This is a genomic window from Streptomyces sp. NPDC053542 (genome assembly GCF_044544685.1).
Lineage (GTDB): Bacteria > Actinomycetota > Actinomycetes > Streptomycetales > Streptomycetaceae > Streptomyces.
Genome location: NZ_JBITXL010000005.1, coordinates 36,587 through 63,512 on the forward strand (window position 1 = coordinate 36,587; position 26,926 = coordinate 63,512).

A 26,926-nucleotide genomic window follows, 5' to 3' on the forward strand; every position below is an offset into this window, starting at 1 on the left:
TTCGCCAGTCGTTTCGGCGAGGTGAGATCCTGGACCGCGTATGTCCAGTCAGCCTGCCTCCGCCGCGGCCCAGGGCGCCACGCCCGAGGGCACTTCGCCCACCCTGTCCGCCCTGGGAGCGCAGCTCCCCGAGCTGATGCTGCGCGACCAGCAGCGGCTCGGCCGCCGGCTCGACGGCGCGCGCCGGATCCGCAAGCCGGAGGCCCGGGCCGCCGTGCTGGCCGAGATCGCCGAGGGCATCACCGAAGCACAGCTCCGCGTCGAGCAGCGCCGGGCCGCCGTCCCGGAGATCACGTATCCCGAGCAGCTGCCGGTCAGCCAGAAGAAGGACGACATCCTGGAGGCGATACGTGACCACCAGGTCGTGATCGTCGCGGGTGAGACCGGCTCCGGCAAGACGACCCAGATCCCGAAGATCTGCCTCGAGCTGGGGCGCGGGGTGAAGGGCCTGATCGGGCATACCCAGCCGCGGCGGATCGCGGCGCGTACGGTCGCGGAGCGGGTCGCCGAGGAGCTGAAGAGCCCGCTGGGCGAGGCGGTCGGCTGGAAGGTCCGGTTCACGGACCAGGTCGGCGGGGACACCCTCGTCAAGCTGATGACGGACGGCATCCTGCTCGCCGAGATCCAGACGGACCGCGAGCTGCGCCAGTACGACACGATCATCATCGACGAGGCGCACGAGCGCAGCCTGAACATCGACTTCCTGCTCGGTTACCTGGCGCAGCTGCTGCCGAAGCGGCCGGACCTGAAGGTCGTCATCACCTCGGCCACGATCGACCCCGAGCGGTTCTCGCGGCACTTCGGGGACGCGCCGATCGTCGAGGTCAGCGGGCGCACGTATCCGGTGGAGGTGCGGTACCGCCCGCTGCTGGAGGAGGGCGGGGACGACGCCGACCGGGACCAGATCACCGCGATCTGCGAGGCGGCGGACGAGCTGCAGGCCGAGGGGCCCGGCGACATCCTGGTCTTCCTCTCCGGCGAGCGGGAGATCCGGGACACGGCGGACGCGCTGACCAAACGGCTGAACCGGGGCGGCGCGATCGCCCAGAACACCGAGGTGCTGCCGCTGTACGCGCGGCTGTCGCACGCCGAGCAGCACCGCGTCTTCCAGCGCCATTCGGGCCGGCGGATCGTGCTGGCGACCAACGTCGCCGAGACCTCGCTGACGGTCCCCGGCATCCGGTACGTCATCGACACCGGCATGGCGCGCATCTCGCGGTACAGCTACCGCACGAAGGTGCAGCGGCTGCCGATCGAGCCGATCTCGCAGGCCAGCGCCAACCAGCGCAAGGGCCGCTGCGGCCGGCTCAGCGACGGCATCTGCATCCGGCTGTACTCGGAGGAGGACTTCGAGTCCCGGCCGGAGTTCACGGACGCGGAGATCCTGCGGACCAACCTGGCGTCGGTCATCCTGCAGATGACCGCGGCCGGCCTCGGCGACATCGAGAAGTTTCCTTTCATCGACCCGCCGGACCGCCGCAACATCAAGGACGGCGTGCAGCTCCTCGAAGAGCTCGGCGCGATCGACCCGAAGCAGAAGGACCCGAAGAAACGGCTCACCCAGATGGGCCGGAAGCTCTCCCAGCTGCCGGTGGACCCGCGCCTCGCGCGGATGGTGCTGGAGGCCGACCGCAACGGCTGCGTACGCGAAGTCGTGGTCATCGCCGCGGGGCTGTCCATCCAGGACCCGCGCGAGCGGCCCGCCGACAAGCAGCAGCAGGCCGACCAGCAGCACGCCCGCTTCAAGGACGAGACCAGCGACTTCCTGGCGTACCTGAACCTCTGGCGGTACGTCAGGGAGCAGCAGAAGGCGCTGTCCTCGTCGGCGTTCCGCCGCATGTGCCGCAATGAATTCCTGAACTATCTGCGGATACGTGAGTGGCAGGACATCTATACGCAGCTGCGCACGGTCGCCAAGACGATGGGCATCCACCTCTCCGAGGAGGACGCGGCCCCCGAGCACATCCACACATCCTTGCTCGCCGGTTTGCTCTCGCATATCGGATTGAAGGACACGGACGCCAAGAACGAGTATCTGGGCGCCCGCAGCGCCAAGTTCGCGGTCTTCCCCGGCTCGGCGCTCTTCAAGAAGCCGCCGCGCTGGATCATGTCGGCCGAGCTGGTCGAAACGTCCCGCCTGTGGGCGCGGGTGAACGCGCGGATCGAGCCGGAGTGGGTCGAGCCGCTCGCCCAGCACCTGGTGAAGCGGACGTACAGCGAGCCGCACTGGGAACAGAAGATGGCCGCGGTGATGGCGTACGAGCGGGTCACGCTCTACGGCGTACCGATCGTGGCCCAGCGCAAGGTCAACTACGGCCGGATCGACCCGGAGACCTCGCGCGACCTGTTCATCCGGAACGCCTTGGTCGAGGGCGACTGGCGGACCCACCACCAGTTCTTCCACGACAACCGCAAGCTGCTGGGCGAGGTCGAGGAGCTGGAGCACCGGGCCCGGCGCCGCGACATCCTCGTGGACGACGAGACGCTCTTCGACTTCTATGACCAGCGCATCCCCGAACATGTCGTGTCCGGGGCGCACTTCGACTCCTGGTGGAAGAAGAAGCACAAGGAGGAGCCCGAACTCCTCAACTTCGAGCACTCGATGCTCATCAACGAGACCGCCGAGGCCGTCACCAAGGACGACTACCCGGACTCCTGGCGGCAGGGAAAGCTGAAGTTCAGGGTCACGTACCAGTTCGAGCCCGGCGCCGACGCGGACGGCGTGACCGTCCACATCCCGCTCCAGGTGCTCAACCAGGTATCGGCCGAGGGCTTCGACTGGCAGATCCCGGGCCTGCGCGAGCAGGTGGTCACCGAGCTGATCCGGTCCCTGCCCAAGCCGATCCGGCGCAACTACGTGCCGGCGCCGAACTTCGCGGCCCGCTTCCTGGACTCGGCCGTACCGCTGCAGGGCCCGCTGACCGCCTCGCTGGCGGCCGGGCTGCAGCGGATGGTCGGCGTGCCCGTCCAGGCGGCCGACTTCGACTGGTCCAAGGTGCCGGACCACCTGAAGATCACGTTCCGGGTGGTGGACGAGCGGCGGCGCAAGCTCGCCGAGGCCAAGGACCTCGAAGCGCTGCGGCTGAAGCTCAAGCCCAAGACCCGGGCGGCGATCTCCAAGGCGTTCGAGCAGGCCGCGCAGAAGCAGGCGGCGCAGAAGCAGGGCGGGCAGCCCGGCAAGGACGGTGCGGACGCGGGCCCGGTGGGGCCGGAGCAGCGCACGGGCCTGACCTCCTGGACGATCGGCACGCTGCCGCACACCTTCGAGACGCGGCGCGCGGGCCAGCCCCTCAAGGCGTACCCGGCGCTCGTGGACGAGGGCAGCTCGGTGGCCGTACGGCTCTTCGACACCGAGGCGGAGCAGCGGAGCGCGATGTGGACCGGCACCCGCCGGCTCATCCTGCTCAACATCACCTCCAATCCGGCCAAGTTCGCGCAGAGCAAGCTCACCAACCAGCAGAAGCTGGCGCTCTCCAGTAATCCGCATGGCTCGATCCAGTCGCTCTTCGACGACTGCGTGACCGCCGCGGCGGACCGGCTGATCGCCGCGCACGGCGGCCCGGCCTGGGACGAGGAGGGCTTCAAGAAGCTCTTCGACGCGGTGCGGGCCGACCTGGTCGACGCCACGATGAAGACCGTGCAGCAGGTCCGCGAGGTACTGGCGGCCTGGCAGGCGTGCCAGCGGCGGCTGAAGGACACCACCTCGCCGGTGCTGCTGGACTCGGTCACGGACGTCAGGGAACAGCTGGCGGCGCTCATCAAGCCGGGCTTCGTCACGGAGCACGGCGCCAAGCGGCTGCCGGACCTGATGCGGTATCTGGTCGCCGCCGACCGCCGGCTGCAGCAGATGCCCACCAACGCCGAGCGGGACCGCTCCCGGATGGCGAAGGTGAAGGAGATGCAGGACGAATTCGCCTGGCTGCTGGAGCAGTTCCCGGCGGGGCGGCCGGTGCCGCAGCAGGCACGGGAGATCCGCTGGATGATCGAGGAGCTGCGGGTGAGCTACTTCGCGCACGCGCTGGGCACCGCGTATCCGATCTCCGACAAGCGGATCGTGAAGGCGGTGGACGCGGCCGCTCCCTAGGCGGCGCGGGGCCCTTCCGGTGTGTGCTGGGTCACCGCCGGGCGCCGACCAGGGCCTTCCCCGGCAGCGAGTTCGACCGCACCCCCTGACCTGCTGTAGAGTCTTGCTTCGCAGCCACCGCGCAAGCGGAGGAAGCAGCAAGGTCCTGTGGAGCAGTTTGGAGTGCTCGCCACCCTGTCAAGGTGGAGGCCGCGGGTTCAAATCCCGTCAGGACCGCAGCAGAAAGGGCCCGCATCCGATCAGGATGCGGGCCCTTTCGTCGTACTCGGCTCGTGCTCAACTCGGGCTCGGCTCGGCTCGGACTCGGTTCCCGCACGACTCGCACTCGGCATGTACTCGGCTCCCGCTCGGCTCGGACCAGGTCCGTACTCGGCCCGTACCCGGTGGCCGATTTTCGACCCTTCCCCCGGCCGGTTCCGGTCCCGCCCCCGCTCGCGGACGCCCGCTCGAGCACACTCCGGAAGCCCCCGCGACCAAGATCGTCTCTACGGGGGCGCCAGCGGCCGCCGCACGCGCCAGGCGCTCTTCGGCGCCCGGGAGCCCCTCTGCGGCCCGTACGCGGCGCGTGACGGCTTCTTCGCGGCCACAGGGCCGCGGCCGGGCCCCGCAACCTCATTTCCGCGCCCGCGAACCGCGGCTCCGCGCCCGCGATCCGCCGCGGGGACGAAAGTCCGCTCCCGAGGTGACCAATGACGCCTCCGTCATCGCCCGTGCGGTGAGAGGGTGTTGAGAGGCGCGATGACCGCCGTGCACTACCGCAGCGGGCGCCAGGGGGACAACCGCTGGCCGCTGTGACGGGTGTCACCGGATGAGTTTTGGGATCAGGGGAACTTACGCCCTGCCTACAGGCAGTCAATTTAATATGTGCAATTGCACCGCTCATCCGGTGGCCCCTCGGCAAGTACCGCCGAGTACGGGCCCGCAGTTCCGGAACCCCCGTGGGCGGTGACCACGAGCGGCGCCCCGGCCTGCACACGGAGCGTCAGCGACACGCCCGGCCGGCGGGGGCGGGCGAGCGGCCCAAGGACACATGAGCGCACAAAAAAGATCGCGCTGGACCCGGCGGAGTCCAGCGCGATCGATGACGTACCCATGCTGCGCGGGTGCGGCGCCTGTTGGGGCAGGCGCCTCGTCATATGGAGCTTTGTGGTGCTCTATGGGCATGTCACGGGTTGGGGGACCCGGAAATGCCCGGTCATGCGTGTTTTCAGGCCTCGCTGCGCTGCTGGGGAATGCCCGCCAGCAGTGCGCGGACCTCAGCCTCGCGGTAGCGCCGATGTCCACCGAGAGTCCGGATGGACGTGAGCTTGCCTGCCTTGGCCCAACGGGTCACCGTCTTGGGGTCGACACGGAACATCGTGGCAACCTCGGCAGGGGTCAGCAGCGGCTCGGCGTCAGGGGTGCGAGCGGTCATGAGCGGCCTCCTCGGGAGAACCGAACCATCACGGTTCTTTCCTCTAAATTCTGCACCTTGACCCGCGTTGCCCGAAATGGCGGACGCGGGCCGAGTCGGTTATAGGACGAACGGCTTGTCCTCGGCACTACAACTACACCATCTGTCCAGCCGCGTCGGCCAAACCGATGGAATTGCCCTCTCAGGTGTTCAACCTCGGCGGAAGCCGATGGACCGTGCCATAGCGGACAGTCACGCCCCTGTGACGATCAGTCACAACGTGACCAGGCGTCACCAGCCCCACCAAGAGGTGCAATACCGATCTATCCGCCCTTAGTTGGACGGAAGGAGCCCCAGTCAGGCTCCTTGTCCTATTTTGGCACGAGGGTGGTAGTTGGTGGCAAGGCCCGAAGTCAGTGCTTTAGGTCACGCTTGTGCGAAAAGACCGGATCGGGACCTACGTCCCCTACATCCGAACCACCGCACCGTGATCACACAGCACCGCACAGAAAACCCTCAACCACCGCACAGGGATCGCCTGCAGCCCACCACCTGTAGGCACGCACCGGTACGCCCGCCGGGGGCGCACAACGGAGGCGCGCGTCATCACGACACGTGCCTCCGAAAATGATCACCCAAGCCCGCGGTCAGCTCGCGTACTGCCGCTCCCGGACCGCACGCCAGCGGTCCGACAGCTTCTCGTACGCCGCGCCGGCGCGCTCCCCGTCCCCCTCGCGCAGCGCCGTGAGCCCCTCCGCCACTTCCGCGGCGGAATGATCCTCGGCGAGCTGCCCCTCGGGGACGGCGTGCACCAGCCCCCCGTAGTCCAGCTCCACGAGGGCGCGCGGGTGGAATTCCTCCAGCCAGCGCCCCACATCTACCAGGCCGTCGATCAAGGGCCCCTCTTCGAGCGCGTCCTTGAGCGTGCGCAGGCCGCGCGCGACCCGGCGTCTGGCTTCCACCATCGGCGTGCGGTAACGCAGCACGAGCCCTTGGTCACTCTTCGTGTACTCCCGCTCCGCGTCGTCGAAGAGCACGAACCAGCGCACCGGCACGTGCCACGTCGCCGTGCGGATCCAGGGGCGCGCGTCAGGGTTCAGATCAAGCCACCGCTCGTAGTCGGCGGCGGCCTGCCGGCGGACGACCGGGGGCAGGGCGGCGTCCAGTACCGGCGCGGGAAGCCGCTCGGGCAGCTCCTCCAGCGCCTGCCAGCCCCGCAGCCGCGTCCGCCAGGGGCACACGCACGTCACGCCGTCCACGACGGCGATGAACGCGTCGGCGCTCTCGTGCACGGGGACCGCGACGGGCGGGGTCGCCAGCAGATCGGCCAGCGAGCGGCGCAGCTCGTCCTGGGCGGTGGGCGTGGCGTCCCGCTTGGCGTACTGCGCCCAGTGGGAGCGCTCCGGCTCGGGGAACGCTGCCAGCGGCTCGTAGACCCGCAGATACGCCGCATACGGGACCATCACCGACGACGCCAAGGCCACGCCCGCTCCATTCTTCTGTCGGTCCCTCTCCGGAGGACCGCAAGGGAAGTCCGCCGCGGAGGAGTCTGCCAAGGGGGAGCAGACAGCCGGGAGTTGCCCCCGGCGAGCGGCCCGGCATGCGCAAATCGTCCCATGCCCGTCCCCCACTAGGGGGTGATCCTCCGCACTGTGCCGATCAGCGGGCGTCGAAGGTCATACGCTTCCCCCGACCGGCCCTCCCCCCGCTTCTCCCTGCCACAAGCGGGGGGAACGACACGAGGGCGTCCACCGCGACTATGGGAGTCACCACAGTGACCGACGTACGTCCTTCCTCCGAGCACTCCGTGCCGGGGATCTCCGCAGCCCACACCGACGGCGGTGTGCTGCACACCCTGTTCCGGTCCGATCAGGGCGGCCATGAGCAGGTCGTGCTCTGCCAGGACCGCGCCAGCGGCCTCAAGGCCGTGATCGCGATCCACAGCACCGCGCTCGGCCCGGCCCTGGGCGGTACCCGCTTCCACCCGTACGCCTCCGAGGAGGAGGCCGTGCTGGACGCGCTGAACCTCTCCCGCGGCATGTCGTACAAGAACGCGCTCGCGGGCCTGGACCACGGCGGCGGCAAGGCCGTGATCATCGGCGATCCCGAAGTGATCAAGACCGAAGAGCTGCTGCTCGCCTACGGACGCTGTGTGGCCTCTCTCGGTGGCCGTTACGTCACGGCCTGCGACGTCGGCACGTACGTCGCGGACATGGACGTGGTCGCCCGGACGAACCGCTGGACCACCGGCCGCTCGCCCGAGAACGGCGGCGCCGGCGACTCCTCCGTGCTCACCGCGTACGGCGTCTTCCAGGGCATGCGCGCCGCCGCGCAGCACCAGTGGGGCGACCCCAGCCTGCGCGGCAGGAAGGTGGGCATCGCGGGCGTCGGCAAGGTCGGCCGCCACCTCGTCGAGCACCTGCTCGAAGACGGGGCAGAGGTGGTCATCACGGACGTACGGGCCGAATCGGTGGAGCGAATTCTGGCCACCCACCCGCAGGTCCGCGCGGCCGTCGACACCGAGGCGCTCATCCGCACCGAGGGCCTGGACGTGTACGCGCCATGCGCGCTGGGCGGCGCGCTCAATGACGACTCCGTACCGGTTCTGACCGCGAAGGTGGTGTGCGGCGCGGCCAACAACCAGCTCGCCCACCCGGGCGTGGAGAAGGATCTCGCCGACCGCGGAATCCTTTATGCGCCCGACTATGTGGTCAATGCGGGTGGTGTCATCCAGGTGGCCGATGAGCTGCACGGGTTTGATTTCGACCGGTGCAAGGTGAAGGCCGGAAAGATCTTCGACACCACGCTTTCAATATTCGCGAATGCGAAGGCAGACGGCATTCCGCCGGCCGCGGCGGCGGACCGGCTCGCCGAACTGCGGATGGCGGAGGCACGCTCCGCGTGACCGCCGCCACGCTCCCCGGCCGCCGACGGTGACCGTGGGGTTCCTACAGTGACACGCTCGGTGGGCGGTGAAGGAGACATCCCTCACCACCCACCGGCGGGTCGCCGGACGTGACACGTTAAAATCGCAGCTGACCAGCGGGTACGGGGCGTCCCGCGAGTCATGCCGGGCGGCCGGTGGTGCGGGCGACGTACCGTATGGCCGCGGAAGCAGGTACCGTTAAAGCCCTACGGGCCGGACTCTCCGTCGAGAGTCCGCTCTGAATCATGAACGCGTGTCAAGACTCTGGGGCCGTCGAGCCCCGTCGTTGAGGGGGTCGAGCCATGGGGCGCGGCCGGGCCAAGGCCAAGCAGACGAAGGTCGCCCGCCAGCTGAAGTACAACAGCGGTGGGACTGATCTCTCACGCCTGGCCGAAGAGCTGGGTGCATCGCCGCAACAGCCGGCACAGCAGCCGCCGAACGGTGAGCCGTTCGAGGATGACGAGGACGACGACCCGTACGCACGGTACGCCGACCTGTACAACAACGATGACGATGAGGAGGACGAGGGCGACTCGTCCGACCAGCGTCGTCGCGCCTGACGCCGCCGCGCGCTCAAGGCAACAGCAGCATCACGGACCCGGTCCGGGGCATCGCCCGGACCGGGTTCTGTGCTGCCCTGCGGTCCTGCGGGGCCTGCGTCAGCCGGCGTAGTCACCGGTCAGGGCCACGGCCTCGGCCTGGTCGCCGCGCTCGACGATCTCGCCGCTGACCCAGGCGTCCATGCCGCGGTCCGCGAGAGTGGCCAGCGCCACGTCCACCGACTCCTGGGGCACGACGGCCATCATGCCGACGCCCATGTTCAGGGTCTTCTCCAGCTCCAGGCGCTCGACCGAGCCGGCCGTGCCGACCAGGTCGAAGACCGCGCCGGGGGTCCAGGTGGAACGGTCGATGGTGGCGTGCAGCCCGTCCGGGATCACCCGCGCGAGGTTGGCCGCGAGGCCGCCGCCCGTGATGTGCGAGAAGGCGTGCACGTCGGTGGTGCGGGTGAGCGCCAGGCAGTCCAGCGAGTAGATCTTGGTGGGCTCCAGCAGCTCCTCGCCCAGCGTGCGGCCGAACTCGGCGACCTCCCGCTCCAGGTCCATGCCGGCGCGGTCGAAGAGCACGTGGCGAACGAGCGAGTACCCGTTCGAGTGAAGACCGGAGGACTCCATGGCGATCACCACGTCACCCTTACGGATACGATCCGCGCCCAGCACGCGGTCGGCCTCGACCACGCCCGTACCGGCCCCGGCGACGTCGAAGTCGTCCTCGCCCAGCAGGCCCGGGTGCTCGGCGGTCTCGCCGCCGACCAGCGCGCAGCCGGCCAGCACACAGCCCTCGGCGATGCCCTTCACGATCGACGCCACCCGCTCGGGGAAGACCTTGCCGACGCAGATGTAGTCGGTCATGAAGAGCGGCTCGGCACCGCAGACGACCAGGTCGTCCACGACCATGCCGACCAGGTCGTGGCCGATCGTGTCGTACACGCCCATCTTGCGGGCGATGTCGACCTTGGTGCCCACGCCGTCGGTCGCGGAGGCGAGCAGCGGGCGCTCGTACCGCTTGAGCGCGGAGGCGTCGAAGAGGCCGGCGAAGCCGCCGAGCCCGCCGACGACCTCGGGGCGGGTGGCCTTCTTGACCCACTTCTTCATGAGGTCGACGGCGCGGTCGCCCGCTTCGATGTCGACGCCCGCGCTCGCGTAGCTGGCACCGGCAGGAGATTCAGCAGACATGGCTGAGAGCTTTCGTGTCGTCTTGCAGGGGTTCTACGGGCGACGCAGCGCGTCGGCGCCGCCGACCCCGGCGGTGAGCGTCTGCACACCGTCCACGTCGGACGACGTCCGGCCCTCGGTCTCCGACTCCAGCAGGTGCTTGCCGAGCAGCTCCGGGTCGGGCAGGTCCATCGGGTACTCGCCGTCGAAGCAGGCGCGGCACAGGTTCGGCTTGGCGATCGTGGTCGCCTCGACCATGGCGTCGATGGAGATGTACGAGAGCGAGTCGGCACCCAGGGACTTGCCGATCTCCTCGACCGAGAGGCCGTTGGCGATCAGCTCGGCGCGGGTGGCGAAGTCGATGCCGAAGAAGCACGGCCACTTGATCGGCGGGGAGGAGATCCGGACGTGGACCTCGGCGGCCCCGGCCTCGCGGAGCATCCGTACCAGCGCGCGCTGGGTGTTGCCGCGGACGATCGAGTCGTCGACGACCACCAGGCGCTTGCCGCGGATGACTTCCTTGAGCGGGTTGAGCTTCAGGCGGATGCCCAGCTGGCGGATGGTCTGCGAGGGCTGGATGAAGGTCCGGCCGACGTAGGAGTTCTTGACCAGGCCGCTGCCGAACGGGATCCCGCTGGCCTCGGCGTAGCCCACCGCTGCCGGCGTGCCGGACTCCGGAGTAGCTATCACCAGGTCGGCGTCGGCGGGCGCCTCGGCGGCCAGCTTGCGGCCCATCTCCACGCGGGAGAGGTACACGTTCCGCCCGGCGATGTCGGTGTCGGGACGGGCGAGGTAGACGTACTCGAAGACGCAGCCCTTGGGGCGGGCCTCGGCGAAGCGGGTCGCGCGCAGGCCGTCCTCGTCGATGGCGACCATCTCACCGGGCTCGATCTCCCGGATGAAGCTGGCGCCGCAGATGTCCAGCGCCGCGGTCTCGGAGGCGACCACCCAGCCGCGCTCCAGGCGGCCGAGGACCAGCGGGCGGATGCCCTGCGGGTCACGGGCGGCGTACAGGGTGTGCTCGTCCATGAAGCACAGCGAGAAGGCGCCCTTGACCTTCGGGAGGACGCGCGGCGCGGCCTCCTCGACGGTCAGCGGCTTGCCGTCCTCGTCGACCTGGCCGGCCAGCAGCGCCGTCACCAGGTCGGTGTCGTTGGTGGCCGCGACCTGCGTCGCCCGGCCGCCCTCGCGGGGCAGCTCGGCGACCAGCTCGGCCAGCTCGGCGGTGTTCACCAGATTGCCGTTGTGGCCCAGCGCGATCGAGCCGTGCGCGGTGGCACGGAAAGTCGGCTGGGCGTTCTCCCACACGGACGCACCGGTGGTGGAGTAGCGGGCATGGCCCACGGCGATGTGGCCCTGGAGAGAGCCCAGGGAGGTCTCGTCGAAGACCTGGGAAACGAGCCCCATGTCCTTGAAGACCAGGATCTGTGAGCCGTTGCTCACTGCGATGCCCGCGGACTCCTGCCCGCGGTGCTGCAGCGCGTACAGCCCGAAATAAGTGAGTTTGGCGACCTCTTCTCCCGGGGCCCAGACACCAAAGACGCCGCAGGCGTCCTGGGGACCCTTCTCACCAGGGAGCAGGTCGTGGTTGAGTCGTCCGTCACCACGCACATCAATGAGTCTAGGGCAGGTACGGGATTCATCCGAACCGGGGATGGCCGGGAACCTGCGCGATGTGCTTGACGTGAACACACGGTCGGCACCCGGCTCCGGGCCGCGCAGCCCCCACAGCCCCTGGTACAGCGCGCGTCGCGGCAGTGGCCGGGACGAAGATCCTTATCCGCATCTCACATCGGGTGAGAAGCGTCACTTCCGCGCCATGCCGGACCGGCCGGACGAAGAGTCCCTCTTTGGAGGGGTTTCGGAGTCGAGCCCCGCGGCTCAGGCGTCACCGCATTCCCGAACGTTTCCGCCCAGCAAATAAGGCGCTCAGGAGAGCACCGGAAGGTACTCCCCCAGATCGGCCCGCTCGCCGCTCGCGCTGACCGCCGCGTCCGCCAGCGCACCGGCCCAGGACGTACGCCCCGTCGCCAGCCGCAGCCAGGTCAGCGGGTCGGTCTCCACGACGTTCGGCGGGGTCCCGCGGGTGTGCCGCGGCCCCGCCACGCACTGCACGACGGCAAACGGCGGCACGCGTACCTCCACGGAGCCGCCCGGCGCCTTCTCGGCCAGCGCGTCGGCGAGCAGCCGGGTCGCGGCGGCCAGCGCCTGCCGGTCGAACGGGATCTCCGTACCGGTCGCCGCGGCCAGGTCGTCGGTGTGCACGACCAGCTCGACACAGCGGGTCACCAGGACCTCGTCCAGCCGCATCGCCCCGGTCCTGATCGCCAGCAGCCGGTCGTCGGCGGCGCCGGCCACCAGGGCGGTGTACCGCTCGTGGGCCCGGTCCAGCAGCGCGACCGGGTCCTGCTCGGCCGCCGTGTCCCGCACGTACTCGTCGATCTTGTCGGCGTGCGGCGCCGTGGCGAACGGCCACTCGGCGAGCGTCATCTCCTGCCGCGCCGGCACGGGCCGCTCCAGACCGGCCGCCACGTGCTCCAGCGCCATGGAGAGATGCACCACGAGTTCCCGTACGGTCCACTCCCCCAGCCGCGTCGGCCGCGCAAACTCCTCGGGGCCGAAGGCCGCTACGGCCTCGCGTACATGGGCGAACTGCGCGGTCACCGCGGCCCGGGTCTTGGCGGGGTCGTACTTGCGAGGACGCTTCTTGGCCGGTGGCATGAGCGCGAGCCTAACGCCGACGGGCGGTGCCCCCCACCGGATTTCTCCGGCGGGGACACCGCCCGTGACGCGGGAAACGATCAGCCGAAGATGCCCGGGATGGTCTCCTCGTGCGCCGTGCGCAGCTCGCTCAGCGGAATGCTGAACTGGCCCTGGACGTCCAGGACATCACCGTCGACGACGCCGATGCGGGTCACCGGGAGGCCGCGCGCACCGCACATGTCGGTGAAGCGGAGCTCCTCGCTGCGCGGTACCGAGACGACCGCGCGGCCCGCGGACTCGGAGAACAGCGTGACGAACGGGTCCTGGCCGTCGGGGATGACGATCCGGGCGCCCTTGCCGCCCTTGAGGCAAGACTCGACGAGGGCCTGGACCAGTCCGCCGTCGGACAGGTCGTGCGCCGCGTCGATCATGCCGTCGCGGGACGCCGAGATCAGGATCTCGGCGAGCAGCCGCTCGCGCTCCAGGTCCACCTCCGGCGGCAGACCGCCCAGGTGGTCGTGGACGACCTGCGCCCAGGCCGAGCCGCTCAGCTCGTCGCGGGTGTCGCCCAGCAGGTAGAGGAGCTGGCCCTCTTCCGCGAAGGCGACCGGCGTACGGCGGGCCACGTCGTCGATCACGCCGAGGACGGCGACGACCGGCGTCGGGTGGATGGCGGCCTCGCCCGTCTGGTTGTACAGCGAGACGTTGCCGCCGGTGACCGGCGTACCGAGCTGCTGACAGCCGTCCGCGAGACCGCGGATGGCCTCGGCGAACTGCCACATGACGGCCGGGTCCTCGGGCGAACCGAAGTTCAGGCAGTCCGAGACGGCGAGCGGCTTGGCGCCGGTCGCGGCCACGTTCCGGTACGACTCGGCGAGCGCGAGCTGCGCGCCGTGGTACGGGTCCAGCTTCGCGAAGCGGCCGTTGCCGTCGGTGGCGATGGCCACGCCCAGCCCGGTCTCGGGGTCGATGCGGATCATCCCGGAGTCCTCCGGGCTGGCCAGCACCGTGTTGCCCTGCACGAAGTGGTCGTACTGGGAGGTGATCCAGGACTTGGACGCCTGGTTCGGCGAGGCGACCAGCTTGAGGACCTGCTCGCGCAGCTCGTCGCCGCTCTCCGGACGGGCCAGCTTCGCGGCGTCGTCGGCCTGCAGGGTGTCCTGCCACTCGGGACGGGCGTACGGACGCTCGTACACCGGGCCCTCGTGGGCCACCGTGCGCGGGTCGACGTCGACGATCTTCTCGCCGTGCCAGAAGATCTCCAGCCGGTCGCCGTCGGTGACCTCACCGATGACGGTGGCCGTGACGTCCCACTTCTCGCAGATCTCCAGGAAGCGGTCGACCTTCTCCGGCTCGACGACCGCGCACATGCGCTCCTGCGACTCGCTCATGAGGATTTCCTCGGGCGAGAGCGTGGAGTCGCGCAGCGGTACGTCGTCGAGCTCGACGCGCATGCCGCCGGAGCCGTTCGAGGCCAGCTCGGAGGTGGCGCAGGAGATGCCGGCGGCGCCGAGGTCCTGGATGCCGACGACCAGCTTCTCGGCGAACGCCTCCAGGGTGCACTCGATGAGCAGCTTCTCCTGGAAGGGGTCGCCGACCTGGACGGCGGGACGCTTCGACGGCTTGCTGTCGTCGAAGGTCTCCGAGGCCAGGATCGACGCGCCGCCGATGCCGTCGCCGCCCGTCCGGGCCCCGTACATGATGACCTTGTTGCCGGCGCCCGACGCCTTGGCGAGGTGGATGTCCTCGTGCCGCATGACGCCGATGGCACCGGCGTTGACCAGCGGGTTGCCCTGGTAGCAGGAGTCGAAGACGACCTCGCCGCCGATGTTGGGCAGGCCAAGGCAGTTGCCGTAGCCGCCGATGCCCGCGACGACGCCGGGCAGAACGCGCTTGGTGTCGGGGTGGTCGGCCGCGCCCATGCGCAGCGGGTCCACGACCGCGACCGGGCGGGCGCCCATCGCGATGATGTCGCGGACGATGCCGCCGACACCGGTCGCGGCGCCCTGGTACGGCTCGACGTACGAGGGGTGGTTGTGCGACTCGACCTTGAAGGTGACCGCGTAACCGTTGCCCACGTCGACGACGCCGGCGTTCTCGCCGATGCCGACGAGCAGCGCGTCGGTCTCCGGGGCCTTCTCACCGAACTGCCGGAGGTGGACCTTGCTGCTCTTGTACGAGCAGTGCTCGGACCACATGACCGAGTACATCGCGAGCTCGGCGCCGGTGGGACGGCGGCCGAGGATCTCGCGGACCCGCTCGTACTCCTCCTGCTTCAGGCCCAGTTCGGCCCAGGGCTGGTCGACGTCGGGTGTCCCGGCGGCGTGCTTGACCGTGTCCAGCGTCATGCGTTGACCAACTTCTTCAGGATCGAGGTGAAGAATCCGAGGCCGTCGGTACGGCCCGTACCGATCAGCGGCTCGACGGCGTGCTCGGGGTGCGGCATGAGGCCGACGACATTGCCGGCCGCATTGGTGATGCCGGCGATGTCCCGCAGCGAGCCATTGGGGTTGACGTCGAGGTACCGGAAGGCGACGCGGCCCTCGGCCTCGAGCTCGTCGAGGGTGCGCTCATCGGCGACGTAACGGCCGTCGATGTTCTTCAGCGGGATGCTGATCTCCTGGCCGGCGGTGTAGTCCGCCGTCCACGCCGTGCCGGCGTTCTCCACCCGCAGCTTCTGGTCGCGGCAGATGAAGTGGAGATGGTTGTTCCGCAGCATCGCACCGGGCAGCAGGTGCGTCTCCGTGAGGACCTGGAAACCGTTGCAGATACCGAGGACCGGCATGCCCGCCTTGGCCTGCTCGATCACGGTGTCCATGACCGGCGAGAAGCGGGAGATGGCACCGGCGCGCAGATAGTCGCCGTAGGAGAAGCCGCCGGGCAGCACCACGGCGTCGACCTGCTTGAGGTCCTTGTCCTTGTGCCACAGCGGCACGGCCTCGGCCCCGGCGAGCCGGACCGCGCGCTGGGTGTCGCGGTCGTCCAGCGTGCCGGGGAAGGTGATGACTCCGACCCGAGCACTCATGAGGTGGCTCCGGCGGGCTCGTCGACCCGTACGACGAAGTCTTCGATGACGGTGTTGGCGAGGAAGGTCTCGGCCATCTCGCGGATGCGGGCGAGGGCGGCCTCGTCGACCGGGCCCTCCACCTCAAGTTCGAAACGCTTGCCCTGACGTACGTCGGAGATGCCCTCGAAGCCCAGACGCGGCAGTGCACGCTGCACCGCCTGTCCCTGCGGGTCGAGGATCTCGGGCTTGAGCATGACGTCGACTACGACGCGTGCCACTGGCACTCCCGGTTTTGTGTGGTGCGGCTGGGTTTATCCGGGGACACCCCGGACCCCGACTCGGTTCCTTCACAGTACCTTGCCGAAAAATCTACGCGCATAGATGTGTACTCGGCCGATCACGTTCAGGTATCGGCTGTTGTGAACACCCGGGAAAAATCCTCGAAAAGATCGGCAGTCCTGATTGCGCGATGACACGCTGAGGAAATTAACTGGGCTTCACAATGCATTGCTCATCGCTGTACAAATGAAAAAGCATTGATCCCAGACATCCGGATCTGTGGCATCTCCCCATGTCAGCACGGAGATGCCACGCGAAAGGACCGATATCCGTGGCGCAGCGCGTAGTAGTCACGCTCTCCGATGACATCGACGGCGGAGAAGCCGCAGAGACGGTCGCCTTCGGATTGGACGGGAAGACGTACGAGATCGACGTCAATCCCGCCAATGCGAAGAAACTGCGCGAGGTGCTCGCTCCGTACGTCGAGGCCGGCCGCAAGCGCGCGAGGTCGGGCAAGGCGTACCGGCACACCTCGGTCGCGGCGGACCCCGCCGCCGTGCGGGCCTGGGCCCGCTCGCACCAGATGGACGTGCCCCCGCGGGGCCGCATCCCGAAGAAGGTCTACGAGGCGTTCGAGGCCGCCAACAGCTGAGTCCGGTGCCGGCGGGCAGCCCCTGCCGGCAGCGGACTTGCGCTGCACCCCCCTTGATCAGCTAAAGTCTGGAGCACGCCGAGGGGCGAGGCCGACAGGCCCCCGCCCCGAGGAGTCACGCGGGTGTAGCTCAGTAGTAGAGCGCCCCCTTTCCAAGGGGGAGGCGCAGTGTGCGATCCCTGTCACCCGCTCTGACAGTCTCGACCAGTCCTCTGGATCAGGTAGAGTAGCTGTCGCGCCGCTCGGTGAAAGCCGGACGGATGCATGCGGACGTAGCTCAGTTGGTAGAGCGCAACCTTGCCAAGGTTGAGGTCGCGAGTTCGAGCCTCGTCGTCCGCTCAGGGAAAGAAGACCCCGGTCATCGCGACCGGGGTCTTCTGCTTTTCCCGCGTGATCTTCTGAAGCCGCGCGATCTTCTGAATTTGATCTGTGGCCGTGGCCACATTCCGCTCCCTCGCCCGCCGGACGGCACGAGCACCCCGCGCGGTTGGCTATAGTGGTTCTCGCACCGCGCGCTTCGGCGCCGGGCAGGCGGACGTAGCTCAGTTGGTAGAGCGCAACCTTGCCAAGGTTGAGGTCGCGAGTTCGAGCCTCGTCGTCCGCTCCGCATGAGAAAGGCCCCGGTCATCGCGACCGGGGCCTTTCTCATGTACGGGCACAGCCGTGTACGGGCTCAGGGCGTGCCCGGTGCGGACACGCCCTGAGTGCTCAGGACCACGTGTGGCCGGTGAGCCGCTCGTACGCCTCGATGTACTTCGCGCGGGTCTGCTCCACGATCTCCGCCGGCAGCGGGGGCGGCGGCTGCTCGCTCGTGCGGTCCCAGCCGGAGGCCGGCGAGGTCAGCCAGTCCCGGACGAACTGCTTGTCGAACGACGGCTGCGCGCGGCCCGGCTGCCACTGATCGGCCGGCCAGAAGCGCGAGGAGTCCGGTGTCAGTACCTCGTCGGCCAGGGTCAGCACCTCGGCGCCGTCCTCGCCGGCGGCGAAGCCGAACTCGAACTTGGTGTCCGCCAGGATGATGCCGCGCTCACGGGCGATGTCCCGGGCCCGGCCGTACACCGCGAGGGTCGCCTGTCGCAGCTGCGTCGCGGTCTCCGCGCCGACCTGCCGGGCGACCTCCTCGTAGGAGACGTTCTCGTCGTGCTCGCCGACCTCGGCCTTGGTGGCCGGGGTGAAGATCGGCGCGGGCAGCTCGGAGCCGTCCTCCAGGCCCTCGGGGAGCGCGAGGCCGCAGACCGTGCGGGTCTGCTCGTACTCCTTCAGGCCCGAGCCGGTGAGGTAGCCGCGGGCCACGCACTCGACCGGCACCATCCGGAGGGACTTGCAGACCAGGGTGCGGCCCGCCCAGTCGTCGGGGGCGCCGGCCGGGACCTCGGTGGAGATGACGTGATTGGGCGCCAGGTCGGCGAGCTGGTCGAACCACCACAGCGAGAGCTGGGTGAGGACCCGGCCCTTGTCGGGGATCTCGGTGGGCAGCACCCAGTCGTACGCGGAAGTGCGGTCGCTGGCGACCATGATCAGGTCGCCGTCGGTGTTCTCGTAGAGGTCGCGCACCTTGCCGGTGTGGAGATGGACCAGGCCCGGCACCTCCACGGGTTCGGGCTTTTCAACGAATCCGGACACGCTGCCTCCGCGTAGGTTGATCCAGGAGTCGTTCCGATTCTCGCGCATGCGGGCGCCCGGCAGCGCTTCAGGGTGGGCCGATGCGGCGCACGGCAGGCGCCGCACGCCCTCCGCCCCCTCGGGTGCTCGGTGCGCGCCGCGCCCCGGGACCTCAGTCGCGTTTGCAGATGCGGTCGAGAAGATTGGCGGTGGCGCGCTGGATTCTCTCGTCGATGTGGCCCGGCCGGTCCAGCGCGGGCGACCACGCGAAGGTGCCGGAGGCGAAGACCAGGGCGCCGCTGGGAGCCCGGTACAGGGACGTCTCCTGGTGCCGCCGGACGCCGTCCCCGTCGCGGTACGGGGAGTGCGCCAGCAGCACCCGGCTGACGTGCTCGGGCAGGCTCGTGCGCGGGAAGTACCGGTCGGCCTCCCCGGCGACCAGCCCGGCCAGCTCGTCCCCTTCGTGCGCGCCGGTGGCCTCCCACAGCCAGTGCTCGCCGTTGCGGACGACCAGCGGCGCGGGCTCGGGCACCCGGCCCGCGTACTGGATGCCCATCAGCTGCTGCTCGGGGCGGCCCAGCTCGCGCCAGAGCGCCGGGCGCCCGGGCCCCTGGCGCTTGCGGCAGGTCAGCAGGGAGTCCGGGCCCGAAGGCGACGGGGACAGCTCGACCTGCCAGTACATGGTGTTGGCGGAGAGGAAGACCAGGGACGTGCCGGTGTCGCGGGCGCGCTCGACGGTCTTCCGCATGGGCACCGACCAGTACTCGTCGTGCCCGGGGAAGACCAGGCCGCGGTAGCGCGTCGGGTCGACCCGCCCCGCGTGCAGGTCACGCGCGTCGGCGTACGCGAGGTCATAGCCGTACCGTTCCGCCCAGCGGATGAAGTCGTAGGCGTGGCCGACGTGCAGCGGGAGGCCCGCGCCCGCGAACGGGCGGTCGAAGGAGAGCGTGACGGCCGCGTCGCTCTCGCCCAGCAGCACGCCGTCCTCGTCCCATGCGTGGTACAGGCTGGCGCCCGTCCGGCCGTCCTCCGGGTAGAGGTTGTACGCCTGCCACGTGACGTCCGGGAGGAGCAGGAGCAGATCGGCGGGGCGGTCGTCGCGGACGGTGAAGGGGACGTGGCTGCGGTAGCCGTCCTGGGTGGTCAGCACGGCGACGTACGCGCCGACGTTCCAGTACTCGGGGATCTGCAGCCGCCAGGAGAGCCACCAGTGGTGGCAGGAGACCGTGCGGTCGGCGGTGAGCGGGGGCGGCTGGACGATGCCGGAGAGCCGGGGGCTGGTGGTGATCTTCGAGGCGCCGGCCGCCGCGTAGTGGCCGATGCGGTAGACGTCGATGCTGAACGGCTGCGGCGGGTCGACGGTGATCCGGAAGTCGATGGCCTCGCCGGGGGCCACCGCGCCGGTCGCGGCGAAGCCCTTGATCTGGCGGTGCACGTCATCGGCGGTACGGGGGCCCGCACAGGAGCGGGGCAGCGGGACGGTCGCCTCTCCGTGGGCGAGGACCGGATCGACGTACCAGGGAACGACCCTGCCGGAGTCGAAGTAGTTCTCGCTGCCGCGCAGCCAAGGAAGCGGGCCCTGGCCGAACGGGTCCGTCACGGCATGCGCGAGGGCCCCGGACTCCCAGCGCCGGATCTGCTGTGTGCCCACGCTCCCACTCCCCTCCCTCGCCCCACCGGTCGGTACGCCGTCGGGTCCCTGGCGTGCTGCCGACTTGTTGGTCGTTGTGCTGTTGGGTCGTCCTGCTGAGTCGTCCTGTTGGTCCGCGAGTTCGTTCGTACGAGAAGCGGCGAGTACCCCCAGCACATCACATTACGCACTTGGACCGTCACCCTTCGTCGTGAATTTACGAGCGGAAACGGCCGAAAGGTGAACTGGGGCAGAACATCCAGCCGGAGTTATCGGACAGATTGGGCGTCCGATGCGGCGGATACGGGGTGTGAGCTGCGCACATCGTGGCGGCGTGGGGACGCGTGGGGACGCGTGGGGATGTGCGCGGACGTGTGGGTCCGGGTGCGGGGCCGAGCAGCGCCGTGCGAGGACATGCAGCGCCGGGCGGGGCCGGGCGGGGCCTTGCGGGGACGCTTCGCCGGCGGGCGGCGGAGGCGGCGGGGGCCGTGATCAGACGAGACGTACCGGCTTGTCGGGGCGTACGCCCAGCTCGCCGAGCCAGTCGCGGAGCGGCTCGGCGTCGCCGTCGTCCACCAGGCTGCGGACCGAGTGGCCGACATCGTTCCGGCGGGCCCCGCCGACCAGCAGCGCGGGTCCGTCCAGCCAGTCCAGTCCCGGAGCGGCGCCCGCGGTGTCCACGGCGGCGCAGCAGACCATCGCCGTGACGTGGTCGGCGAGCAGCTCGCGGCCCGTGCGGGGCGCCTGCAGCGGGAACAGCGGGACGCCGCCGTCGACCAGCCCGTCGCCCCACGGCACGCCGGGGCCCGCCGCCCCGGCGGCCTCGGAGCCGGCCGTGCGGGCCGCGGCCTGGCGGTCGGCGGTGGCCCGCTCCTCCCGCTCCAGCTCGGTCACCAGGCGCGCGGCGATCAGGTCGCTCGCCCCGGAGTCCCGCGCCAGCCGCTCGATGATCCGCGACAGCGTGGGCCCGGCCACGGTGGACTCGGCACCGGCCCGCGGGGGGACCGTGCCGGCCAGCCGCACCCGGCCGGCGAGGCGCTCGCCCATGGCGTCCGCGGTGCCCGCGGACTCCTGCACGGCCACCGGCTCCGGCCGGTCCTCCGGGTCCGTCGTGCTCAGCGGTTCCGTCGGGCGTACCGGCTGGGCCGGCTGTGCCGCTCCGTCGTCCTCGTGCGTACCGTCCGGGGGCGTGAGCGCGGGGAGGTCGTCCAGGACGCGGTGCAGGCGGGCGGCCTCCAGTCGCCACTTGCGGTCGACGACCTCCTCCGGATAGCGGTCCCAGGCCACCGGCGACCAGTCGGGGCCGCTCTCGGCGGGGCCGCCGTGGAAGAGCCGCGCGGCCAGCAGGGAGGCGGCGCGGTCGATGGCGCCGGGCTCCTCCAGCAGGTCACAGGCCGGGCGCTCGCCCAGCCGGGAGGCGAAGCCCTCGGCGAGGCGGTCGCGGCGGGAGAGCTCGGTGAGCGCGGAGACCACGCCGGCGTCCAGCCGGGAGGGCCAGCGGCCCATCCGCCAGGCGGGCAGCGCGACCCGGGTGAGCAGCCGGTCCCAGCCCGCATACGCCAGGCCCACCTGCTCCTGCGCGACGATCCGCAGGCCGTAGTCCACGCCCTGGGCGCGCTCGGAGGCCGCGGCCGCGACGCCCCGCTCCATCTGCGCGGCGTGCTCGCCGCAGCCGCGCAGCAGCAGCCGCGCCACCCGGCCCACGAAGCGCAACGGTATGCCACGCAGCGTGCCCCGGGCGCGGGCTGCGACCGCCACGGCGGCGTCCAGTCCGCGGACGAAGCGGCGCGCTGCCGCTATGTCGGGGTGCGCCGAGGGGCCCGTACCGGCGACGACCGGCGCCAGCAGGGCGCGCAGCTCGGCGACCCGCATCCACCACAGGAACGGGGAGCCGATGACCAGGACGGGCGCCGGCACCTGCCGGCCCGCCCCGGCCGGGGCGTCACGGGTCGCGGCGCGGCCGGACGCCGGGCCGCCGCCGAGCGGCGTCTGCGCGCGGTGCGTACGGTCCTCCAGCCAGCTGTCGCAGTCCGGGGTGAGCGCTATCGCGGAGGGCGCGGGGACCTCCAGCCGGTCGGCGAGATCGCGCACCAGCCGGTACAGATCGGGCGCGGACTCCTCCGCGACCGGGACGGTGGGGCTGAGCGCGGGCCTGGCCCGGGCGACCACCGCGGCGACCAGCGCCGCCAGCAGCAGCACCGCCACCGCGAACCCCGCCACGATCCAGCGGGCGAGGACCCAGCCCCCGGAATCGGAGCCGAGCCCACCGGTCGCTGCCCCGGCGAAGAGCACCACGGCCAGCGCGGCCGGCAGCACGGCCGCGCCCAGCGCCGCGCCGCGGATCCGCAGCACCGCGAGCGCCCGGGCGCGCGCTGCCTGTTCGCCTGCCTCCGGACCTGCCACGAGCCTGTACACCCCCTGCTGTCCTGCTTGAACGGGACGGAGAGAACACGGGACGGAAGAGACCGGGCAACGTGCCCGCGGACACTGGCGACCGTCGGCGCGCTGCTCACTCTCCACCACTCTGGCACCGGCCACTGACATCGCAATGCCGGTGAGCCACTTGCCGGACGTCTCGGGGCAGCCGGCCCGGAACCGGAAAGGCCACCGGAGCGGGCACCACAGGACGCTTGCGCGGAACCCTAGTTGGGGCACCGTCGCACGTCAGCCGTTAACCGGTTTGGTCACTCGATGGAATGGCTTTGGGTAAAGCAAGGAACCGGCCACGCGAGCGGCCGGTTCCTCGGAGAGCGGGGCCGGCCTCCTGACGGAGGCGGGCCTGGGGCGGTGCGGCGCTCAGCCGGCCTGCTCAGCGGCCCTGGCGTCCGCTGCGGCCTTGGCGGCGATGTCCGTCCGGTGGTGGGACCCCTCCAGGGAGATCCGGCCGACGGCGGTGTACGCCCGGTCCCTGGCGGTGGCCAGGTCGGACCCGGTGGCGGTGACGGACAGCACGCGGCCGCCGGCGCTGAGCACCCGGCCGTCGGCGTCGTACCGGGTACCGGCGTGCAGGACGTACGACTCCGGGGCATCCTGCTCGGCCACGGCGTCCAGGCCCGTGATCGGGTCGCCCGTGCGCGGCGCGTCCGGATAGTTGTGCGAGGCGATGACGACCGTGACGGCCGCGCCGTCGCTCCAGCGCAGCGGCGGGAGGGCGGCGAGGTTGCCGGTCGCCGAGGCCATCAGCAGGCCCGCGAGCGGGGTCTTCAGGCGGGCGAGCACGACCTGGGTCTCCGGGTCGCCGAAGCGCGCGTTGAACTCGATCACGCGCACGCCGCGCGAGGTGATCGCCAGGCCCGCGTACAGCAGCCCGGAGAACGGCGTCCCGCGGCGCCGCAGCTCGTCCACGGTCGGCTGCAGCACGGACTGCACGACCTCGTCGACCAGCTTCGGGTCAGCCCACGGCAGCGGGCTGTACGCACCCATGCCGCCGGTGTTCGGGCCCGCGTCGCCGTCGAGGGCGCGCTTGAAGTCCTGGGCGGGCTGGAGCGGCACGACGGTCTCGCCGTCGGTGATCGCGAAGAGCGAGACCTCGGGGCCGTCGAGGAACTCCTCGATCACCACGCGGTCGCAGGCCAGCGCGTGCGCCCGGGCCGTCTCGACGTCGTCCGTCACGACGACGCCCTTGCCGGCGGCGAGGCCGTCGTCCTTGACGACGTACGGGGCACCGAACGCGTCCAGGGCCTCGTCGATCTCGGCGGGGGTGGCGCACACGTAGCTGCGCGCCGTCGGGACGCCGGCGGCCGCCATGACGTCCTTGGCGAACGCCTTGGAGCCCTCCAGCTGCGCGGCCTCCGCCGAGGGGCCGAAGACCGGGATGCCGCGGGCGCGCACGGCGTCGGCGACACCGGCCACGAGCGGCGCCTCCGGGCCGACGACGACCAGCTCCGCCCGCAGGCTCACGGCCAGCTCGGCCACGGCCGCGCCGTCGAGGGCGTCCACCGGGTGGAGCTCGGCCACCTCGGCGATGCCGGCGTTGCCGGGAGCGCAGTGCAGCGCGCTGACGTCGGGATCGAGGGACAGAGAGCGGCACAGGGCATGTTCGCGGGCGCCGCCGCCGATGACGAGGACCTTCACAGGAGCAGGGTAGTCGCCCCTTGGGCAGAGACACGAAACGGGCCGTGGCCGTCCTTTGGACGGAGGCACGAAGCGGCTGGTCGGCGGGGAGCGCCCGGGGGCGGTGGGCCGCACCCCGGCGCGGTGGGCACAGGTGACCGAGTACCACCGCGAAACCGGCCCCAACCTGTGTACCTAGGCGGGGCCCATGGGGTGTAGCAACTCTTTCGAGTGAGGGCGGGAACTGGCCTATACCTGATCCCGCGCCACTTCCGGGCGGAAATAGCTGGATTCTGGCGGCAACGCCAGCCGTTCGGCGGTAGGAAGGGTGTCTGCGCGCCACGGCCGACTCATTCGCATCGCGCGCACCGCACGTATCTTCAACAGGGAGTGCACGGGTGAGCCAGCCGGAGATGCAGCCCGAGAGGCCGCCCCAGGGGCCTCCTCGGGCGGATGGCGAGGACGCACAAGGGCGGGATCGCGGTGATCTAGCCGGCCGTGCCTTTCCGCTCGGTGACTGGGGAGAGCCGGCCGAGCGCCTGGACGAGCTGTACCAATGGGCCGAGACCGGCGCGCTGCACGTCATCGACTGGTACCTCGCCGACCGCGTCGCCAAGCGGCGCGCCGCCCGGATACTGCGCGCCGGCGCCGCCGCCGGCGTCTCGGCGGGGGCCCTGCTGCCCCTGCTCGGCGTGAGCGGCGCCCTGGACCGCGGCGCGGAGTACGGCTATCTGGCGCTGCTGCTCGCCGCCGTCTGCGTGGGCTGTGACCGGTTCTTCGGCGTGACGGCGGGCTGGATGCGGGACGTGGCCGCCGCGCAGGCGGTACAGCGGCGACTGGAGGCGCTGCAGTTCGACTGGGCGTCGGAGAGCGTCCGGGAGGTGCTCGGCCCGACGGAGGGCACCGCCTCGGAAGCGGCCGAGCGCTGCCTGACCGTGCTGCGCCGCTTCCACGAGGACCTCGCGGAGCTCGTGCGCTCCGAGACCGCCGACTGGATGATGCAGTTCCGTACGGGCCCGGTGCCGACGGCCAGCCAGGCGGCACCGGCCCCCTGGGGCCCGCCGCGCCAGGCGGCCGCGCCGGACCGCGCGGGCCGGATCGTGCTCCCCCCGGGCACCCGCCCGAACATGCCCCGGCAGCGACCGCCGGAGCCGCCGCGGTGAGGGAGCCGCCGCGGCGAGGGAGCTTCCGAAGGAGGGAGCTTCCGGGTACGGGAGCTTCCGGGTGAGGGAGCTTCCGCGGTGCGGGCCCGGTCAGCTGAAGACGATCATCGACCCCTGGCCGAGGCTGCGGGTGGCCGCCGCGTGCAGCCCGAGCCAGACATGACGCTCCCGTGCGAACGGGCTGTCGTCGGCCCCCGTCGTCTCCGCCCGCTCCTCCAGCGTCGTGGGCCCGCCCGGCGGAGCCGGCGTGGCGGGCGGGTTGGCCGGATCGATGCCGATGGCCGGTGCGACCACTTCGAGCTCTCGCAGCAGTCCGTGCGAGGACCCCAAGGGCCCGCCGCCTTCGAGCAGTTCCTCGTTGGCGAGCGGGTGCGGGAAGTCCACGGGCACGTAGGCGCCCGCGTGGTCGTAGTGCCACACCAGATGCGATTCCTGGGCCGTACTCTCGAACATCTCCAGCAACTGCTCGTAGTCGCTGCCCAGTTCGTCCACCGGTGACACGGCGAGCCCGCAGACCTGGAGGAGGTACGCGCGGCGCAGGAAGTGCAGCGCGTCGTAGTCGAAACCGGCGACCGGCGCGACGTCCCCCGACAGGCCCGGCATGTAGTTGAAGATCGGCACGGGCGGCAGTCCCGCGTCGGTCAGCGCTTTGTCGTAGGCGGCGAGCTCTTCGGAGAAGGGGTTGTCGGGGCTGTGGCACAGCACGTCGACCAGGGGGACCAGCCAGAGGTCACACGCCACAAGTTCTCGCTTCCGTTCGGTTCCGTTCGGTTCGGTGCCGGCAGACCAGGCGATCGAAGACCGAGCGATCGACCGGTATCGACAAAGCCGATGGTCGGGACAGCGTAGTGCTAGGCGAGGTTCTCGACGAGGGCGAGGGAGTGGGCGTTGTACTCGCGCACCAGGCGCTGCGCGGTGACCAGGTCGCGGTGGACGACCGCCGCCGCCAACTCCTGGTGCCCCTGCCACAGATGCTCGCGCAGGTCGGCCTTGTCACGCAGCATCGGCACGGCGAACACCCAGCCCTGGATCCGCATCCGGTCCAGGAAATCCGCGATGTACGAGTTGCCCACCAGGTTCCCGAACTCGCGCCAGAACCGCAGGTCGTAGCCGATCAGTACGTCCAGGTCGCCGCAGCGCGCGTACCGCTCCGCCTCCTCGGCGCGGCGCCGGAGGGAGACGAGCGTGTCCTTGGTGACGCTGCGGGCCAGCTCCTCCGCGCTCGTCCGGAACACGCCCTCCACGACGAGCGTGCGCGCCTCGACCATGGCGCGGTAATCGGCGGCCGTGAACGTGTGGACGCGGAAACCGCGGTGCTGCTCCACGTCCAGGAGGCCCTGCGCCGCGAGGTCGAGCAGCGCCTCGCGCACGGGGGTCGCGGAGACCCCGTACTGCTCGGCGATCTCCTTGACGGTGAACTGGCGCCCCGCGGGCAGCCGTCCGGCCAGCACCTCGTCGCGCAGCGCGTCCGCGATCTGCTGACGCAGGGTGCTGCGCTGGATGACTCCGCTGACGGGCCCGGCGGGCATCGTGTCCGTCTCCTTCCGCGACCGCACGCGGAATGCGGCCTTCGCCCTCACGATAGGCGAGGGCCGCACGAGACGGATGAGGCAGTGGGTACGAAAGGGCGAGTGGCGGTGGTTTGCCCTGGTGAACGCGAGGGAGCGAGCGCCTGCACGCCCCCTCGCGCAACCGGTCGTCCGGCCGCGGCCGTGGTGCCGG

19 protein-coding genes and 4 tRNA genes are annotated in these 26,926 nt (G+C 70.7%); 9 read left to right on the forward strand and 14 right to left on the reverse strand.

Going from position 1 to position 26,926, the window contains the following annotated elements; all coding sequences use genetic code 11:
- Positions 1 to 40 precede the first annotated feature (40 nt).
- Positions 41 to 4,084, forward strand: a complete 4,044-nt coding sequence (gene hrpA, locus ACIGXO_RS15135) for an ATP-dependent RNA helicase HrpA (protein WP_399785769.1) — start codon at positions 41 to 43, stop codon at positions 4,082 to 4,084.
- Positions 4,085 to 4,225: 141 nt separating this feature from the next.
- Positions 4,226 to 4,300: transfer RNA gene (locus ACIGXO_RS15140), tRNA-Asp, on the forward strand.
- A 991-nt stretch (positions 4,301 to 5,291) separates the two neighbouring features.
- Here the strand turns inward: ACIGXO_RS15140 and bldC are convergent.
- Both bldC and ACIGXO_RS15150 read right to left on the reverse strand, forming a co-directional pair.
- Complete coding sequence (gene bldC, locus ACIGXO_RS15145; protein ID WP_003949541.1) at positions 5,292 to 5,498, reverse strand: developmental transcriptional regulator BldC; 207 nt, start codon at positions 5,496 to 5,498, stop codon at positions 5,292 to 5,294.
- A 626-nt stretch (positions 5,499 to 6,124) separates the two neighbouring features.
- The gene (locus ACIGXO_RS15150; protein WP_399785772.1) at positions 6,125 to 6,961 is read right to left on the reverse strand and encodes a hypothetical protein; all 837 of its coding nucleotides are present in this window, start codon (positions 6,959 to 6,961) and stop codon (positions 6,125 to 6,127) included.
- 275 nt (positions 6,962 to 7,236) lie between these two features.
- On the opposite strand from ACIGXO_RS15150, the gene ACIGXO_RS15155 reads away from it, so the two are divergent.
- Together ACIGXO_RS15155 and ACIGXO_RS15160 are read left to right on the forward strand one after the other, a co-directional pair.
- Positions 7,237 to 8,382 (forward strand): Leu/Phe/Val dehydrogenase, encoded by a 1,146-nt coding sequence (locus ACIGXO_RS15155; protein ID WP_399785774.1) that lies wholly within the window; start codon positions 7,237 to 7,239, stop codon positions 8,380 to 8,382.
- A 323-nt stretch (positions 8,383 to 8,705) separates the two neighbouring features.
- Positions 8,706 to 8,963, forward strand: coding sequence for a DUF3073 domain-containing protein (locus ACIGXO_RS15160; protein WP_031050486.1), 258 nt, complete (start codon positions 8,706 to 8,708; stop codon positions 8,961 to 8,963).
- 99 nt (positions 8,964 to 9,062) lie between these two features.
- On the opposite strand, the gene purM is transcribed toward ACIGXO_RS15160, so the two are convergent.
- The 6 genes from purM to purS all read right to left on the reverse strand — a co-directional run bounded on the left by purM (position 9,063) and on the right by purS (position 16,103).
- Complete coding sequence (gene purM, locus ACIGXO_RS15165; RefSeq protein ID WP_399785778.1) at positions 9,063 to 10,136, reverse strand: phosphoribosylformylglycinamidine cyclo-ligase; 1,074 nt, start codon at positions 10,134 to 10,136, stop codon at positions 9,063 to 9,065.
- Between the two features lie 33 nt (positions 10,137 to 10,169).
- Positions 10,170 to 11,726: an amidophosphoribosyltransferase gene (gene purF / locus ACIGXO_RS15170; RefSeq protein ID WP_399785781.1), complete on the reverse strand. Its 1,557-nt coding sequence runs from the start codon at positions 11,724 to 11,726 to the stop codon at positions 10,170 to 10,172.
- Positions 11,727 to 12,044: 318 nt separating this feature from the next.
- Positions 12,045 to 12,836 carry a sterol carrier family protein gene (locus tag ACIGXO_RS15175; RefSeq protein ID WP_399785784.1) on the reverse strand — a complete coding sequence of 264 codons (792 nt, stop codon included), beginning with the start codon at positions 12,834 to 12,836 and terminating at the stop codon, positions 12,045 to 12,047.
- A gap of 80 nt (positions 12,837 to 12,916) precedes the next feature.
- Positions 12,917 to 15,166: a phosphoribosylformylglycinamidine synthase subunit PurL gene (purL, locus tag ACIGXO_RS15180; protein WP_399785787.1), complete on the reverse strand. Its 2,250-nt coding sequence runs from the start codon at positions 15,164 to 15,166 to the stop codon at positions 12,917 to 12,919.
- Positions 15,163 to 15,843 (reverse strand): phosphoribosylformylglycinamidine synthase subunit PurQ, encoded by a 681-nt coding sequence (gene purQ / locus ACIGXO_RS15185; protein WP_223736450.1) that lies wholly within the window; start codon positions 15,841 to 15,843, stop codon positions 15,163 to 15,165. Before purQ ends, purL begins: the two co-directional genes overlap by 4 nt.
- A complete protein-coding gene (gene purS / locus ACIGXO_RS15190; protein WP_399785790.1) occupies positions 15,840 to 16,103 on the reverse strand; it encodes a phosphoribosylformylglycinamidine synthase subunit PurS in 264 nt (87 codons plus the stop codon). The genes purQ and purS overlap by 4 nt, the downstream gene beginning before the upstream one ends.
- A gap of 332 nt (positions 16,104 to 16,435) precedes the next feature.
- Between purS and ACIGXO_RS15195 the strand changes: the two genes are divergently transcribed.
- The 4 genes from ACIGXO_RS15195 to ACIGXO_RS15210 all read left to right on the forward strand — a co-directional run bounded on the left by ACIGXO_RS15195 (position 16,436) and on the right by ACIGXO_RS15210 (position 17,360).
- The gene (locus tag ACIGXO_RS15195) at positions 16,436 to 16,756 is read left to right on the forward strand and encodes an Lsr2 family protein (protein WP_399785793.1); all 321 of its coding nucleotides are present in this window, start codon (positions 16,436 to 16,438) and stop codon (positions 16,754 to 16,756) included.
- A gap of 119 nt (positions 16,757 to 16,875) precedes the next feature.
- Positions 16,876 to 16,947 (forward strand) — tRNA-Gly (locus tag ACIGXO_RS15200).
- Between the two features lie 75 nt (positions 16,948 to 17,022).
- A tRNA-Gly gene (locus ACIGXO_RS15205) sits at positions 17,023 to 17,095 on the forward strand.
- Between the two features lie 192 nt (positions 17,096 to 17,287).
- Positions 17,288 to 17,360 (forward strand) — tRNA-Gly (locus ACIGXO_RS15210).
- A 104-nt stretch (positions 17,361 to 17,464) separates the two neighbouring features.
- Here ACIGXO_RS15210 and ACIGXO_RS15215 read toward each other — a convergent pair.
- The 4 genes from ACIGXO_RS15215 to purD form a co-directional block, all read right to left on the reverse strand.
- Positions 17,465 to 18,379 carry a phosphoribosylaminoimidazolesuccinocarboxamide synthase gene (locus tag ACIGXO_RS15215; RefSeq protein WP_399785796.1) on the reverse strand — a complete coding sequence of 305 codons (915 nt, stop codon included), beginning with the start codon at positions 18,377 to 18,379 and terminating at the stop codon, positions 17,465 to 17,467.
- 151 nt (positions 18,380 to 18,530) lie between these two features.
- Positions 18,531 to 20,009, reverse strand: coding sequence for a N,N-dimethylformamidase beta subunit family domain-containing protein (locus ACIGXO_RS15220; RefSeq protein WP_399785799.1), 1,479 nt, complete (start codon positions 20,007 to 20,009; stop codon positions 18,531 to 18,533).
- Positions 20,010 to 20,480: 471 nt separating this feature from the next.
- Positions 20,481 to 22,391, reverse strand: a complete 1,911-nt coding sequence (locus ACIGXO_RS15225) for a hypothetical protein (protein WP_399785801.1) — start codon at positions 22,389 to 22,391, stop codon at positions 20,481 to 20,483.
- Between the two features lie 393 nt (positions 22,392 to 22,784).
- Entirely contained in the window at positions 22,785 to 24,062 is a 1,278-nt protein-coding gene (gene purD, locus ACIGXO_RS15230) for a phosphoribosylamine--glycine ligase (RefSeq protein WP_399785803.1), read from the reverse strand.
- A gap of 377 nt (positions 24,063 to 24,439) precedes the next feature.
- On the opposite strand from purD, the gene ACIGXO_RS15235 reads away from it, so the two are divergent.
- Positions 24,440 to 25,204: an SLATT domain-containing protein gene (locus tag ACIGXO_RS15235; protein ID WP_399785806.1), complete on the forward strand. Its 765-nt coding sequence runs from the start codon at positions 24,440 to 24,442 to the stop codon at positions 25,202 to 25,204.
- A 90-nt stretch (positions 25,205 to 25,294) separates the two neighbouring features.
- Here the strand turns inward: ACIGXO_RS15235 and ACIGXO_RS15240 are convergent, their stop codons facing one another.
- Positions 25,295 to 25,945, reverse strand: coding sequence for a hypothetical protein (locus ACIGXO_RS15240; protein WP_399785809.1), 651 nt, complete (start codon positions 25,943 to 25,945; stop codon positions 25,295 to 25,297).
- 110 nt (positions 25,946 to 26,055) lie between these two features.
- On the reverse strand, positions 26,056 to 26,733 hold the full coding sequence (locus ACIGXO_RS15245; RefSeq protein ID WP_399785812.1) for a GntR family transcriptional regulator: 678 nt from the start codon (positions 26,731 to 26,733) through the stop codon (positions 26,056 to 26,058).
- Between the last annotated feature and the right edge of the window lie 193 nt (positions 26,734 to 26,926).

What these genes read in the sequence shown, in the direction of transcription:
- purM (WP_399785778.1), bottom strand. Translation starts at nt 10,136, where the DNA reads ATGTCTGCTGAATCTCCTGCCGGTGCCAGCTACGCGAGCGCGGGCGTC.
- ACIGXO_RS15155 (WP_399785774.1), top strand. Translation starts at nt 7,237, where the DNA reads ATGGGAGTCACCACAGTGACCGACGTACGTCCTTCCTCCGAGCACTCC.
- purL (WP_399785787.1), bottom strand. Translation starts at nt 15,166, where the DNA reads ATGACGCTGGACACGGTCAAGCACGCCGCCGGGACACCCGACGTCGAC.
- ACIGXO_RS15175 (WP_399785784.1), bottom strand. Translation starts at nt 12,836, where the DNA reads ATGCCACCGGCCAAGAAGCGTCCTCGCAAGTACGACCCCGCCAAGACC.
- hrpA (WP_399785769.1), top strand. Translation starts at nt 41, where the DNA reads ATGTCCAGTCAGCCTGCCTCCGCCGCGGCCCAGGGCGCCACGCCCGAG.
- ACIGXO_RS15245 (WP_399785812.1), bottom strand. Translation starts at nt 26,733, where the DNA reads ATGCCCGCCGGGCCCGTCAGCGGAGTCATCCAGCGCAGCACCCTGCGT.
- bldC (WP_003949541.1), bottom strand. Translation starts at nt 5,498, where the DNA reads ATGACCGCTCGCACCCCTGACGCCGAGCCGCTGCTGACCCCTGCCGAG.
- ACIGXO_RS15160 (WP_031050486.1), top strand. Translation starts at nt 8,706, where the DNA reads ATGGGGCGCGGCCGGGCCAAGGCCAAGCAGACGAAGGTCGCCCGCCAG.
- purQ (WP_223736450.1), bottom strand. Translation starts at nt 15,843, where the DNA reads ATGAGTGCTCGGGTCGGAGTCATCACCTTCCCCGGCACGCTGGACGAC.